The following is a 12,901-nucleotide window of genomic DNA, read 5'->3' on the forward strand; positions in this document are numbered from 1 at the left end:
CAACACATTGTGATTTTAGTCAGTTTTCATCCTAGTTCAAAGAAAAAAACAGCCGATAAAGCAACTATAATCATTGTATTCATATAGATTAACATCATATATTCAAGTTAATCTATATATTTACATGGATTATTTGTATATTTGCAAAAAAGGAACAACCATGTGGAATGAAATGAGCAATCCAGCTGTGCTGATGAGAATCGGCCAGCGCATCAAAGAGACACGTATCAGGCAGCATATCACGCAGGAAGAACTGGCAACGGCTTCCGGTGTAAGCCCCTTGACCGTTGCGAACATCGAGAAGGGCAAATCGGTATCGCTGCTGTTGTTCATCAGCGTACTCCGCTCGCTCGGCCTGCTGGAGAACCTGGAGCAACTGGTACCGGAAATCCGGGTCAGCCCGATAGAGCTCAAAAAACTGCAAGGAAAGAAACGCTACCGTGTACGCCATTTAAAACAAGATAACCATGAATGATTTGATAGTAGATGTAAAGCTATGGGGAGAAAGCGTAGGCTCTCTCTATTGGGAAAAGGAAAGCAATGCCGCCTTGTTCGACTATGAACGGAAGTTCATCCGCTCCGGTCTTGACATTTCTCCCATCATCATGCCCATCAGCCAGTACAGGAACACCCCCTACCGGTTCCTTGAAAACCGTACCGACTGTTTCAAGGGGTTGCCCGGCCTGTTTGCCGATTCACTGCCGGACACTTTCGGAAACCAGATCATCAATGAATGGTTTGCCAGCAAGGGATTGTCCGGAGAAGAGATTACCCCTTTAGACAGGCTTTGCTATGTAGGCAAACGTGGCATGGGCGCACTGGAGTTTGAGCCGTCCTCGCCAATCAACGGCATGAACGAATCATCAGTGCTCCATATCGAGGAACTGACTGAGCTTGCCAAATCCGTATTCACGGACAGAATGGCTTTTCAGGTCCAACTGCGCCAGGAAGGAAGAAACATTCTGGATATACTGAAAGTGGGAACATCTGCCGGAGGTGCCAAGCCCAAGGCCATCATCGCCTACAACGATATTACCGGAGAGGTACGCTCCGGACAGGTAAAAGCTCCTGAAGGATTCGGGTATTGGCTGTTGAAATTTGATGGCGGCAAATACAGCGAACACACGCAGATAACGGACAATCCACAAGGAATAGGAAATATCGAATATGCCTATCACCGGATGGCAAAAGCCTGCGGTATCGATATGATGGAATGCCGGTTACTTCAGGAAAAAGAGTCATATCACTTTATGACACGACGTTTTGACCGTATGGAAGACGGAGAGAAGATCCATGTACAGACATTGGCCGGGCTTGCCCACTATGACCGTGACCAACGCCATTCATACGAAGAGATATTCCGTATCATGCGGCAGATGAACCTCCCTTATCCAGAGCAGGAGGAACTATACCGAAGAATGGTGTTCAACGTCATGAGCCGGAACCATGACGACCATAGCAAGAACTTATCTTTCCTGATGGATAGACAAGGGAAGTGGAAACTGGCCCCAGCATACGACCTCTGCTACTCATACACACCGGGCGGCAAATGGACGAACCGCCACCAGCTGTCACTCAACGGCAAACAAGACAATTTCACGATGGAAGATCTGCAAAAGGTAGGTGAGAACATGGGTATCCGGAAACACAAACAGATTATCGAAGAGATACAGGAAACCGTATCGCATTGGCATGAGACTGCCAAGGATTGCGGGGTCAAGCCGGAACACGCCGATTTTATCGGAGAAAACCTGCTCTTGTTCGGCAAGCAACTGCATACGATCCATATGCCGGACATTGCCAACGAACAAGAGCAGGCTTTCATGAAGGCTATGCGAAATGATGACTTCAATACCATTCTGAAACTGAAGATGAGAGGATATCAGCCATCGGAGAACACACTGAAAAGCCTCCAGCCGGATGTATCCGCCACCACCTTCATCGCTGCCGCCAAAATCTTCCAAATGGAAGGGATGCTAAAAAGCCTTCAGGACATAAAACCCGCGCAAAGCCCGATTACAGGCGGCAATAAACGTAGCATGGAATTGGGGGATTAGCACACAAACTACATCGCGCACAATTCAATATAACAGTAAATATATTAATTGTTATATATCATATTTTGATTTAACAATTAATATATTTACCTTTGTAAAATGACAACGAATCACATCACCCAAGCCATGGCCAATCCGGAAATCATAGTGGAACTGGGCAGACGATTTAAGGAATACAGGCTAACCTATAGGCTCACCCAAAAAGAGGCTGCCGAGAAAGCCGGTGTCAGCCTTATCACCTTACGCCAGTTTGAGAACGGGAAGGCCTATAACATCAATATGGGCAACTTTCTTGCCCTGTTACGAGTAGTGGACTGTCTGGAACAGATGGATGATCTGATGCCGGAAATACCTGTTTCAGCCTATACAATGGAACGAATAATGAATAAAAAGCCGAAAAGGATAAGACATGGAAAATAATGTTGTGAGTGTTATGTTATGGGGAGAAGAAGTCGGAAAGCTCTATTGGGACGAAAGAAACAAAAGAGCCGTCTTCAACTATCATCCGGATTTCATCAAGAAAGGAGTGGAAATCGCCCCACTGACCGCTTCTGTCAAAGGACCGGCGGCAAAGGGTATGCCCATACTCGGAAACAAAGAAAAGACTTATCAAGGTCTCCCACCGTTTTTGGCAGATTCATTGCCTGATCGGTGGGGTAACATGGTCTTCGACCAATGGGCGGCACAAAACCATATCCCCAAGCGCAAACTCACACCGGTAGATAAACTGTCTTTCATCGGGAAACGGGGAATGGGAGCCTTTGAGTTCATCCCGGCCACTCCTGGATTGGAATCCTCTTCCACTCTCCAGATAGAGAGTTTATACCAACTGGCACGCCGTATCTTTGAGGAACGGGAGGAAATATCCGTGCAAGATGACGAAGCACTGCAACTGCAAAGTATCTATGAGATAGGTACATCAGCCGGAGGGCAGCACCCGAAAGCCATCATCGCCATCAATGAAACGACACATGATATACGTTCCGGCCAAGTCCCTTTACCGGAGGGCTATACCTACTACATATTGAAGTTTGCAGAAGGGGACGATTTTCCGTTCACGCAAATGGAAATGGTATATTATGAGATGGCAAAGGAAGCCGGGATTACGATGATGCCTTCCCGACTCATTCAAATTGAGGGAAAACATCACTTCCTGACGGAGCGTTACGATAGGATAAACGGAGAGAAGATACATACACAGACACTTGCTGCCATGAATCCGGATGCAACGAGCTATGAGGATTTGTTTGAAGTCTGCCGAAAACTGAACATCCCGGCAAGCGAACAGTCCGAACTCTACCGTAGGACGGTATTCAATATCATGGGCGGCAATGTGGATGACCACATCAAGAATTTCTCTTTCCTGATGGAAAGAAACGGCACATGGCACATCACCCCAGCCTACGACATGACATTCACCACCAATTTGGACGGTGCGGCATACGAAAACGCACACTCCATGAGCATTGCAGGAAAAGATAACGACATCACGGAAGATGACCTGATGCAATTTGCCAAACAGAACGGAATAAAGAATGCGAAAAGGATAATCGAAGAAGTCAGCCTTGCCATCAGCCATTTTTACGATTATGCCACCAATCATCAAATCGATGACTATTGGAAAGACCGCATCGAAGAGCATCTTTCCGGTTTGGTATCTCCGATCATAGGGAAAACCATGAAACACTACCTGCCCACCATTGTCGAACCCTACGAGACAGAGGATGGCTTTTTGGTATCAGAAATCAACATCATCGAAAACACCCGGCATGATTTCCGTATCGAGGCCTTCATAAACGGAAAGCGACAGAAATACATTGCCGGGCGTAAAAGCGATTTGGCTGCTGAAGTCATTGCCAAAGGCAGAAACAAGATGCCCGTTGAGAACAAGAAAGAACTTGTGGAACGGTTGTTACTGCCTTTAGCTAGAAGATAAAAACAGACGAATAGCGACACTATTACATTAATAAAAAGTCTGTTCTTGTTCGGCAAGCAACTGCATACGATCCAAATCCGGACATTGCCAACGAACAAGAGGAGGCTTTCATGAAGGCTATGCGAAATGATGACTTCAATACCATTCTGGAACTGAAGATGAGAGGATATCAGCCATCGGAGAACACACTGAAAAGCCTCCAGCCGGATATATCCTCCACCACCTTCATCGCTGCTGTCAAAATCTTCCAAATGGAAGGGGTACTAAAAAGCCTTCAGGACATAAAGTCTGCGCAAAGCCCGATTACAAGCGGTAATAAACGTAACATGGAGCAAACAAATTTACTATTCAATTTTCAGTTTTTTTCTATTTCTATACTACTGTACGCCATAAAATAACGAAGAAACTTATTCCTATATCAATTCATAATCAATAACATACAATTCACCAAGAATATTAGGGAATGCTACAGTATCATATATCACCTGCCCTACTCCATTAAAATTACCCGGAGATATTACAGATGCTACAACACCATGATAAGCTGTGGGAGAAAAAGAAAGATCTGCTAATCCATTTATCCCAATAACATTTTTCTGTACACCAGCATTATTAACATTACAAAAAATTGCATAATGAATAGTTTGATGTAAATTTACAGCAGCATTAGGAAGATGCACAAAATATAATATATCTCCATTATTACATTTAGCTAAATCATGATAGGTATTTATTTTTTGTATCATACTTTCTAAAGAAGCTCCAAAAGGATTAACTGAAATTCTTTTTCCTGTTGCCTGTTCTATAATTCCTCTAACTAAATTAGCACACCCTCCACCATTTGTAGGTAAATTAACATTCAAATTCTGAGTATTAGTAATAAATTGTGTAATCAATTGTCTATCATTTATACTTATAGCCATATATTATAACTCATGTTCTCCTACTCTCTCAAAGGCTTTTCGGAACCTGCCTATAAAAACTGTCTCTGTAAGCTTACCCCACAAATCTACCCTATAATCCCCAAACCGCTATCATCCCTTTTCTGAATGCCATGGAATTTTTTCCGAATACATAAGTTAGAAGATGAAAAAAGATTGTATTCAAAGTTTTTGGTTCTTTTTTGAAAAAAGAACCGCTGGCCAAAAATCCAACGGTTACTTTACTTTCGGAAAAATATGCAATGAAGTTTATAGGCCGAATGAGGAACGCAGCTTCTTCATGGCATTCTCCACATCAAAGAAAGACACATCCATAAGATCTTCTCCCCATGCTTCCGGAAAGTCAAGAATGGAACGTCCGTTATTAAGAACCGCATCACGGATGGCTTTCATCACATTCTGCCGAGTCGGTTCCAGCTTGAAGAAAAGGCAATGCCTGACTGCCATTGTAAGGGTATCATCATCTATAAAGAAACGGATGGTGACGGTCATGTGTACCTGCGTCCGTTTCTCCAGTTTCTTCTTTTTAGTTTCCAGTTTGGCCAACCGGGAAACATAGAATGAAGGGATATGTTTCCCGGATTCAACGCAAGTCTTCATCGCTTCATGTATTTCAGCGATGCCGTCACGTATATCCGTCAAGTCGGTGCAGTTGGATGCAACCGTATAAGCCGATAACTTTTTCATCTCAAAAGCCGTTTTTATATGGCAAAAGCCCTGTTTGTGAAACTTATAATATATGAATCTCCTTATCACCTACCTTCTCGTCCGATACGACCAATACCTCGTACTTCATCCTCTTGTAATTATAGACTACGGCAAGCGTATTAAAGCCACCGTTATCATACCGCCTGTCATAAACGGTATGTACATACTCATACATCGCATTCCCCATCATGAACTTTACGGAAACATCCGTAAAGTAAAATGCCACCGCATAAGCCAGCGTTTTCTTTTTATCAACCTTTTTTGTTTTCATAACCATTTGTCCTTTATTGTTTTCTGATAAAATATTCAATGGCCGAATGAACCAATATATAATGTGTGGGTGTCTGCCTGCACTGTTCCGCATAAGGATTATAGAACTGGAGAGCCAGCGCATGGTATAATTCCGGCAATTCCCGCTTGATTCTCGCCGTAAGCAGCCGATAGGAGCATTTTCTACCGTACTTCATCAGCTCACGCCATTTGTCCTGTGTTATTTCCGTGCAATTCGTCTCGTAAACCATAACTTCCGTTTTTAAGTTCAATATTCCGGTTGGAAAGCGGAAAGGGGTTGTTCCCTCTCCGTTTATTCTCTAATCAATTCAGGCAAGCTTTTACCGTTATACCGGTTTTCAGTCCTTTATCCAGCTGCACGGTCAACCCACGAACATTCACCTCTTGAATTTGAGAAAGAAGCACATAACCCCATTCCCATTCTTGAATATGGCAATAACCGAAAAAAAGCCAGTCACCGTCTTCCTGCTGTTCGGCTTCCGTTACCAACCATACCACCGAAGAAAAAGGAAGGAAAAACCTTGCGATGACTTCCGCATTAAGCCCCTGCCCCTCTTTTGAGTACAAAGGGTTGGCTTCAAACACATTCTTTAGTTGTTCCGTCACTGTAATCATATGTCACATTTTTAAAGGGTTAAACTTCTAATTTTATGCTTCAGCTAGATTTAAAGACCTTTTTTTAAAACCCCTTTCCGGGATGACCTTTTCTTTCTGCCGACTTTTTTTTTGAGCTTTCATGCCCCATCTGAGTTTATAAGCCTTTTTTTTACGGCACACAACAAGAAGGAAGGAGGGATTGAGAAAAGTTTTGGACGACAAAAAATGTTGGGGACAGCGAAGCCGTCCGGCGTTATTTTTTTCGGTACAAAGGGCGAAGACCGGAACTCTTTCGTATCCATCCACCGAAATAAATTTGCCGTTCAAAAACAAAGGCTCTCAGACGGGGCTATGAAAAAACGTACATTAGGGGAGGCAGAAAACAAGGAAAAGGGCAGTACGGAAATAAAAGAAGAATAAAATCCAACATTATTCACATTGATATATAATAGCCAAGTATTTCGCCATATCAATATAAATCCAACTATAATCAAAATCAAACAGTTATCTAATTTATTGGTTATTAAACATATAATACGCCAAAACATTTATTTTGGAGAATATAATATTAATTAAACAAAAAAATGTAAGCATTCGATAAACTCCCCCTTTCATTCTAAAAATGTGATATTACTTTTGTAATCAAAGTAAAAAAGCTCAATTGTTATGTCACATCAATGGACCATGGAAGATTTTGAATCTATTTATTCCCGTTTCAAGTCGAGCGGACTGTCAGTTATGGATTTTTGTTCGAATGAATGTATTCGTCCCAAACGTTTCTACGAGTGGCGTTCCAAGCTGTTGCGCAAAGGCGGCTTTATCCCGGTAAAGGTAAACAGTAAGGGCCAGGTCAGTCTTCCCCATAAGGAGAAATCCCTGCTGTCTGCCCCTCCGGTCAGCCCGTCGCCAATTCCCCAGCCGCTATGTGAGATCTCCTATCCCAATGGCGTTACAGTCCGCTTGAACAGCCCTTTGTCACCGGAGGTATTGCAAACCCTGATATTTTTGAATTCAAACCGTTAGCCTATGTTTTCTTTGAATGAATCCAACAGATATTATCTTTACCCGTATCCGACAGACATGCGTAAGAGTTTTTATACGCTTAGCGGCATCGTGACCAACCAGATGGGAAAGAATGTACGGGACGGTGACGCTTTCATTTTTATCAATGCGAATTGTACCTGTATGAAAATCCTCCAATACCTGCACTATCATCCTCTATCAAACAGGGTTGAGATAACGCTTGGGATAACCAATCCTCCCAGTGGCAGGATTGTAAAAAGACTACTGGCCGATGCCGTAACCAAAGGAATGATAGAAGTACTCTAACAATAGTAGTGCCACTATTTTATAAGCAGCACTGCAATTGTTCCTTACCCCAGCAAATGCACCTCCTGTAACCTCACCAACCCCAAATACATCTTCAAGAACACCTCCTGATACACCTTCAGATCCGGGAAATAGACGAAAGACTTCCGGGCAAAAGAGAGGCACGTGAATGGCCGTTCATTCGGAACCTCCATTTCCGGATAGCGTTTCTTCGCCTGGTCAACCGCCATCTTGTTCAGTGAAGCCACGAAGTTAGCCTGGCGTATCGGATTCCATTTCGGGGTTTCAAGAATCACCATCCCATCTTTCCGCTCAGGAATAACCAAATATTCATCCTGCACGTTACGGACGTAATAGCACACAAAAGACAAGGCCTCATAGACATTATCCCCTACATGAATACCGATAACCCGTTCTTCAACCGGTGTACCGGCAAAGCATTCCGCAATCTGTTTCATGGCATACCCATGCAACAAGGCAGCATCAGAAGCCAACAGATAAGCCGGTGCGGTACGCTCTCCTCCCTTATCGATGGCAGCAAAGACAGAAGGACTCCAACAGAGATGGATGAGCTTTCCTTTTTCTTTCTCACGAAGGGAAGCGACACATAAACGGTTATCAAAGACCAAACGGGCTTCTTTCGTTTCCGGATGGAACTGGAACACGTTCCGTACCCTGTCCGGCTTATGGATATCCATCATCAGATAGCCCTGCCAACCGGACACGTGCTTTGTCTTCAAGACGGTTTCGCTTTCCTCCACATCGAAAAGATAAGACAAGAGCTTTTCTCGCTTACAACATACGAAGAGAGAAAGCTCGTCCTGTTCTTTCATCTGCTGCATATCCAAGGAAAGAACAAAAGCCAATTGCCAAGGAGTAAGCTCGGAAAAGCCATGTAATTCAATACAAGACAACGCATCCTTCTCCGGTGAGTAAACGACATATCCCCGGCCACCTATCTCATATCTCAACATGAAATCCCCCTGTTCAGTGGGATGATAATTCTGTAAAACGGTCTGATAATTCATAAAGCAAATATATTAAGTTAGTATTCATCATAATGAGAAATCGGGACCACTCTTGCGTTTCCGTTTCTTTTTGGACGGTATGAGATCATCCTCTTGCGACTTCTTCCCGCTGCCGGTAATGTCAAGTTCCGGAATGGCCATAACTCCCCCACCCTGCATATAGAAAGCCTCACGATCCACCCGCTCACGGAACTCCCCTACCCTATCGATATGTGGCGAGAGACCGACAGCCACACCATCGAAATGCTTCTGGATATTCTGATAAGTGAGCTTACGGGAAAGATCCGCACCTTTAAAGACATGAGCATTTTCCACGTTTTCCATATAAAAGGAAATCCCGTATGCGCCTTTGCTGTTTACATGTTCCGTCACACGGATCGATTCTTCCGCCAACCTTTTCTTAAAATCCTCATAGCCTAAAGAAGCGTTCAATGCCTTAAACACATGGTCATAGAGATAATGCTTCTGTTCATCGGCGCTCATGCCCCGGCCATCAAAACGAATATTACCAAAACGATATTTCTGAGGAAGTGAAACGTCCTTCAGGTAAAAGCCTGAATCCTTGATGCCATAGACATAATAGGATTTGTCCTTCTTGGTGACCAGACGCATATACAATCCTTCTTGTTCCAGGTTCCTTCGGAAATCGGATGTACTTTCGGAAAAAGAGTAGATGCGGTCAAGCTGTTGTAACAGTTCATCCTTGAACAAGGGGTTGAAAAAACCTCCTTTTTCCAGCAATGCGAAAAGGTTGTCATAGCTTTCATCCCCCAATAGGACACGCCATTCTTCATTGGCCAATTTTATTTCTTGCAAGGGTTTATTCAAAGACCGGTATGTATCGGATTGTTCCAGGACAGCCGATACCTTATCCTTGTAATTATAACTACGCATGGCTTTCTTCAAGGCCGCATCGAAATAATAGTTACGGTATTGCGCCTCTCCCAACGTGGTTCTCTTGCCTCCTTCCCTTTCCAAAGGCAACAGACCGTACTTCTGCTCCAGTTCCCTTGAGATCTTTTCGGAACGGCTGTAATTATTTCCGGAAGGAATGCTTTTGCCTTCTTCATCAATTGTGGTCAGCAGCACATGCACATGGCTGTGTGCCTTGTCGGTATTTAGGACAACGGCATAACAGGACTTTCCGTACCCCATCCTCTCGATATATTCCCCGGCAAGAGAAAGCCACTGTTCATCGGAAAGGCTTTCTCCCGGATAGAGGCTCAGAATAAATTCCGCATAAGGTAGTTTCACCCGGTCATTCAACTGGGAGATAAGTTTCATGTAGGCTGGCATGGCGGCCAGTTCGTCACCAGTGGAGGTGTAAAGCACTTTTCCGTTTCCTTCCTTGACCTTGGAAAGCTGGTATTCAATTTTCCGGCTCATGGACAGGTGGGATGAGAAAGAAGGTTGTATCTCGGCTATCATAACAATTTCCGGTTAATGGTTTCTACATCCGAAAGGTATTGGTTAATCCGATCCAATGAATACAATATATTTTCATCGGACGGAAGCGTATTGATATGTTTGGCAAGCTGGTTGATATTGGCTCCTATTTTACGAAGTTCATATATCATTTGCACATCGGTTTTCGATATGCTTCTGCCTTTCAAGGCAGACTCTCTGATAAAGGAAGAAAGGGATTTTCCCTCTTCCTTTGAACGTTGAAGAAGCTGTTCTTTCTCGGCTTCCGTCAAGCGGATCTTTATACTTATATCTCGATTCTCTTTCATATATACAGAGTATGTGAGTGTAACGAACATTGGTCGGCAGCTCGGCTGTCGCAAGGTTTTTTGTACCCACAAAAACATACCTTGCATTAGCAAAGATATACAATAATACTCAGCTGTGAAACAAAACCAGACAAAAGTCTTGATTTCTTAATCCAGATTAACCGCTCACTTTGTTACAAAGTAACTACGCACATTGTAACAGGCGAACGGAAAGCCATTAGTTACAAAATACATAATTACTAATTATATTATTACAAAGTATGAACATACATACTTAATTATAAGATTAAGTATGTACATATTTATATTTATATTTATATATGTAATTACTTATACAATTAAGTAAAAAAGTGTATAATAAATTAATTATAAAAGTATGCAATTATTTAATTTATTATTTATATATTTGCGCACATACTTAAAAACGTACATTATGGGACAAATATTACCAGGAGTAGTCGTAGCTTTTGAGAATCCCAAGGGCGGGGTAGGGAAGTCTACGCTGACAGCTTTGTTTGCAGGTTATATTCATTCGCAGTCAAACGAAGAGGGGGGCTTATCCATTGCCGTGGTGGATATCGACGACATGCAGAACACTATCGGAAAATTACGTGAGGACGAAGCCGAGGACGGAATCATGAAAAAGGAAGAAGAATATGAGGTTATCAATATCTCTTCCTCAGAGTTCATCAACCAACTGGATTTCCTTCAGGACAATTACGACATTATACTTGTCGATTTTCCGGGTAACCTGAAACAAAACGGTGTAGTTGAAACGCTGCACTTCGTTGACGTGATCATCATTCCCTTCGAACCGAACCAGACCGATTTAAGACCTACATTGACCTTTTACTATAACATCTATGAAGGGATTATCGAAAGCCGTCGAAAGATTGGTAAAAAGACTACCGTGCGTGGTGTTATGAACCGTGTTCTTCCGAATGTGCTGGAGTTCAAAGAAATTTTGAAAAATAAAAAAACCTTGCCTTTCGAGTTGATGCAAAACTACATCAAGGATTCAAGGGTTGACTATCAACGCAATTTAAGTACGCTGAGTAAAGCGTACCATCATCCCTGTGATGCTTTCTGTGAAGAGGTATTGGAATTAATCTGTAACCATATAGGAGAATAAAGCTATGGCAACCAACAAAGAAAGGACATCATCAGCCGCCATGAGAAAACTCTTGCTGCAAAGCGCCAGTAAGAAAGAGCAGGAAATCCAGCAGATCGGAAGTGTTGCGGAAAGCACTATCCCCCAACCTGCGATTGAGCACCCCATCCATGAAGAGGTGAAAGAATCGGCTCCAGTCAAAGAAACCGTCCAAGAACCTCAGCCGGAACAAATGGAAAAGCCGGAATCCAAACCTTCCGTGCAGTCTTCTCCAAAAACAGAAGAAAGCAAAGTCTGCGGAAAAAAATTCTCGGAATATCTGGAAGAGCGAAAATTAAAGAACACCGAAGTAATCCGGATATCCAGCGAAACCCACAGAAAGCTGAAGCAGATTGCTATGGCCACTGGATTAGGAATGCACAACATCGCAAACAACATTCTTGAAGACATATTGACCAGCCATAACAAGGAGATTCAAGCGATACTGAAGAAGTATATGAGCATCTGATTCTACTTTCGGAAAAATATATACGCCTGTTCGACTGCATCCGTCGGGCAGGCGTTATTTTTGCACACCGTTTTAGTGAAGGCCGGCATTGAACCGGGACACTTTTACACAACTGCGGAAAAATCCCTTTGCCTATTATCCTGGACAATATGTTAAAGAATTCAAACCTCTACTTGTTTCCACCTCAAAATTTTTTCCGAAAGTAAGAATACGGTAACAAAATCATTTCTTCGTTTTATTTAGGTTTTTAGGGATTTAAGTATTTGTGGGACACTTTTACACAACTAATAAGGGAGGTTTTCCGTATAATCAACTATATTATTGCAAGTTAGCACTTACTGGCATCTTCTCGTAACCGGGACACTTCTGCACAACTAACCGACTATTCGGGACACTTCTGCACAACTGAACAGGAAAGTCGGGATACTTTTACACAACTAGAATCTGCATTCGGGACACTTTTACACAACTAAATCAGGAATCCGGGACACTTCTGCACAACTAAACCGGCCATTCGGGACACTTTTACACAACTGGGGGATCGGAAACAGCCGTAGTCGGGACACTTTTACACAACTAAATCAAGAAACAGCACGAAAAAAATGCTTTGGAATCTTCATTTATAGGGAGTTAGATTCACTATCTCCGTAAAAAAACGTATC

At 42.9% G+C, this 12,901-nt stretch carries 17 protein-coding genes; 9 read left to right on the forward strand and 8 right to left on the reverse strand.

The genetic code is table 11. From position 1 onward, the window contains the following. The first annotated feature begins 124 nt into the window (after positions 1 to 124). The 5 genes from DW862_RS20150 to DW862_RS20170 all read left to right on the forward strand — a co-directional run bounded on the left by DW862_RS20150 (position 125) and on the right by DW862_RS20170 (position 4,391). On the forward strand, positions 125 to 475 hold the full coding sequence (locus DW862_RS20150; protein ID WP_005868812.1) for a helix-turn-helix transcriptional regulator: 351 nt from the start codon (positions 125 to 127) through the stop codon (positions 473 to 475). Then, positions 468 to 2,057 carry a type II toxin-antitoxin system HipA family toxin gene (locus tag DW862_RS20155; RefSeq protein WP_005868813.1) on the forward strand — a complete coding sequence of 530 codons (1,590 nt, stop codon included), beginning with the start codon at positions 468 to 470 and terminating at the stop codon, positions 2,055 to 2,057. The genes DW862_RS20150 and DW862_RS20155 overlap by 8 nt, the downstream gene beginning before the upstream one ends. A 99-nt stretch (positions 2,058 to 2,156) precedes the next feature. Next, entirely contained in the window at positions 2,157 to 2,477 is a 321-nt protein-coding gene (locus DW862_RS20160) for a helix-turn-helix transcriptional regulator (RefSeq protein WP_005868815.1), read from the forward strand. Next, the gene (locus DW862_RS20165) at positions 2,467 to 3,993 is read left to right on the forward strand and encodes a type II toxin-antitoxin system HipA family toxin (RefSeq protein ID WP_005868817.1); all 1,527 of its coding nucleotides are present in this window, start codon (positions 2,467 to 2,469) and stop codon (positions 3,991 to 3,993) included. Before DW862_RS20160 ends, DW862_RS20165 begins: the two co-directional genes overlap by 11 nt. A 110-nt stretch (positions 3,994 to 4,103) precedes the next feature. Then, positions 4,104 to 4,391: a hypothetical protein gene (locus DW862_RS20170; protein WP_007569214.1), complete on the forward strand. Its 288-nt coding sequence runs from the start codon at positions 4,104 to 4,106 to the stop codon at positions 4,389 to 4,391. A 15-nt stretch (positions 4,392 to 4,406) separates the two neighbouring features. On the opposite strand, the gene DW862_RS20175 is transcribed toward DW862_RS20170, so the two are convergent. The 5 genes from DW862_RS20175 to DW862_RS20195 form a co-directional block, all read right to left on the reverse strand. Next, on the reverse strand, positions 4,407 to 4,916 hold the full coding sequence (locus tag DW862_RS20175) for a hypothetical protein (RefSeq protein ID WP_007569216.1): 510 nt from the start codon (positions 4,914 to 4,916) through the stop codon (positions 4,407 to 4,409). A 267-nt stretch (positions 4,917 to 5,183) separates the two neighbouring features. Next, a complete protein-coding gene (locus DW862_RS20180) occupies positions 5,184 to 5,621 on the reverse strand; it encodes a hypothetical protein (RefSeq protein ID WP_005868821.1) in 438 nt (145 codons plus the stop codon). Positions 5,622 to 5,664: 43 nt separating this feature from the next. Beyond that, on the reverse strand, positions 5,665 to 5,913 hold the full coding sequence (locus DW862_RS20185) for a hypothetical protein (RefSeq protein ID WP_005868823.1): 249 nt from the start codon (positions 5,911 to 5,913) through the stop codon (positions 5,665 to 5,667). Positions 5,914 to 5,926: 13 nt separating this feature from the next. Next, entirely contained in the window at positions 5,927 to 6,163 is a 237-nt protein-coding gene (locus DW862_RS20190) for a hypothetical protein (protein ID WP_005868824.1), read from the reverse strand. 73 nt (positions 6,164 to 6,236) lie between these two features. Further along, on the reverse strand, positions 6,237 to 6,548 hold the full coding sequence (locus tag DW862_RS20195) for a DUF2958 domain-containing protein (RefSeq protein ID WP_005868826.1): 312 nt from the start codon (positions 6,546 to 6,548) through the stop codon (positions 6,237 to 6,239). A gap of 648 nt (positions 6,549 to 7,196) precedes the next feature. On the opposite strand from DW862_RS20195, the gene DW862_RS20205 reads away from it, so the two are divergent. Beyond that, complete coding sequence (locus DW862_RS20205) at positions 7,197 to 7,553, forward strand: hypothetical protein (protein WP_004319780.1); 357 nt, start codon at positions 7,197 to 7,199, stop codon at positions 7,551 to 7,553. 3 nt (positions 7,554 to 7,556) lie between these two features. Beyond that, positions 7,557 to 7,859, forward strand: a complete 303-nt coding sequence (gene tnpB, locus DW862_RS26475) for an IS66 family insertion sequence element accessory protein TnpB (protein ID WP_083444256.1) — start codon at positions 7,557 to 7,559, stop codon at positions 7,857 to 7,859. A gap of 44 nt (positions 7,860 to 7,903) precedes the next feature. On the opposite strand, the gene DW862_RS20215 is transcribed toward tnpB, so the two are convergent. From DW862_RS20215 to mobC, 3 genes are read right to left on the reverse strand one after another with little or no spacing between them, the layout of a single operon-like run. Continuing rightward, positions 7,904 to 8,887, reverse strand: a complete 984-nt coding sequence (locus tag DW862_RS20215) for a hypothetical protein (protein ID WP_005868869.1) — start codon at positions 8,885 to 8,887, stop codon at positions 7,904 to 7,906. A gap of 27 nt (positions 8,888 to 8,914) precedes the next feature. Continuing rightward, a complete protein-coding gene (locus DW862_RS20220) occupies positions 8,915 to 10,315 on the reverse strand; it encodes a relaxase/mobilization nuclease domain-containing protein (RefSeq protein WP_005868870.1) in 1,401 nt (466 codons plus the stop codon). Beyond that, entirely contained in the window at positions 10,312 to 10,650 is a 339-nt protein-coding gene (mobC, locus tag DW862_RS20225) for a plasmid mobilization relaxosome protein MobC (RefSeq protein ID WP_008770294.1), read from the reverse strand. The genes DW862_RS20220 and mobC overlap by 4 nt, the downstream gene beginning before the upstream one ends. A gap of 403 nt (positions 10,651 to 11,053) precedes the next feature. Between mobC and DW862_RS20230 the strand changes: the two genes are divergently transcribed. Further along, a complete protein-coding gene (locus tag DW862_RS20230) occupies positions 11,054 to 11,752 on the forward strand; it encodes a ParA family protein (protein ID WP_005868872.1) in 699 nt (232 codons plus the stop codon). Between the two features lie 4 nt (positions 11,753 to 11,756). Next, positions 11,757 to 12,239 carry a DUF3408 domain-containing protein gene (locus tag DW862_RS20235; protein ID WP_005868873.1) on the forward strand — a complete coding sequence of 161 codons (483 nt, stop codon included), beginning with the start codon at positions 11,757 to 11,759 and terminating at the stop codon, positions 12,237 to 12,239. Positions 12,240 to 12,901: the final 662 nt, after the last annotated feature.

Origin of the sequence: Bacteroides sp. AM37-9 (genome assembly GCF_003603455.1) — a bacterium.
Taxonomy (GTDB): Bacteria; Bacteroidota; Bacteroidia; order Bacteroidales; family Bacteroidaceae; genus Bacteroides; species Bacteroides xylanisolvens.

Coding starts and splice junctions, on each gene's coding strand:
- DW862_RS20150 (WP_005868812.1), top strand. CDS start 125: ATGGATTATTTGTATATTTGCAAAAAAGGAACAACCATGTGGAATGAA.
- DW862_RS20155 (WP_005868813.1), top strand. CDS start 468: ATGAATGATTTGATAGTAGATGTAAAGCTATGGGGAGAAAGCGTAGGC.
- DW862_RS20160 (WP_005868815.1), top strand. CDS start 2,157: ATGACAACGAATCACATCACCCAAGCCATGGCCAATCCGGAAATCATA.
- DW862_RS20165 (WP_005868817.1), top strand. CDS start 2,467: ATGGAAAATAATGTTGTGAGTGTTATGTTATGGGGAGAAGAAGTCGGA.
- DW862_RS20170 (WP_007569214.1), top strand. CDS start 4,104: ATGAAGGCTATGCGAAATGATGACTTCAATACCATTCTGGAACTGAAG.
- DW862_RS20175 (WP_007569216.1), bottom strand. CDS start 4,916: ATGGCTATAAGTATAAATGATAGACAATTGATTACACAATTTATTACT.
- DW862_RS20180 (WP_005868821.1), bottom strand. CDS start 5,621: ATGAAAAAGTTATCGGCTTATACGGTTGCATCCAACTGCACCGACTTG.
- DW862_RS20185 (WP_005868823.1), bottom strand. CDS start 5,913: ATGAAAACAAAAAAGGTTGATAAAAAGAAAACGCTGGCTTATGCGGTG.
- DW862_RS20190 (WP_005868824.1), bottom strand. CDS start 6,163: ATGGTTTACGAGACGAATTGCACGGAAATAACACAGGACAAATGGCGT.
- DW862_RS20195 (WP_005868826.1), bottom strand. CDS start 6,548: ATGATTACAGTGACGGAACAACTAAAGAATGTGTTTGAAGCCAACCCT.
- DW862_RS20205 (WP_004319780.1), top strand. CDS start 7,197: ATGTCACATCAATGGACCATGGAAGATTTTGAATCTATTTATTCCCGT.
- tnpB (WP_083444256.1), top strand. CDS start 7,557: ATGTTTTCTTTGAATGAATCCAACAGATATTATCTTTACCCGTATCCG.
- DW862_RS20215 (WP_005868869.1), bottom strand. CDS start 8,887: ATGAATTATCAGACCGTTTTACAGAATTATCATCCCACTGAACAGGGG.
- DW862_RS20220 (WP_005868870.1), bottom strand. CDS start 10,315: ATGATAGCCGAGATACAACCTTCTTTCTCATCCCACCTGTCCATGAGC.
- mobC (WP_008770294.1), bottom strand. CDS start 10,650: ATGTTCGTTACACTCACATACTCTGTATATATGAAAGAGAATCGAGAT.
- DW862_RS20230 (WP_005868872.1), top strand. CDS start 11,054: ATGGGACAAATATTACCAGGAGTAGTCGTAGCTTTTGAGAATCCCAAG.
- DW862_RS20235 (WP_005868873.1), top strand. CDS start 11,757: ATGGCAACCAACAAAGAAAGGACATCATCAGCCGCCATGAGAAAACTC.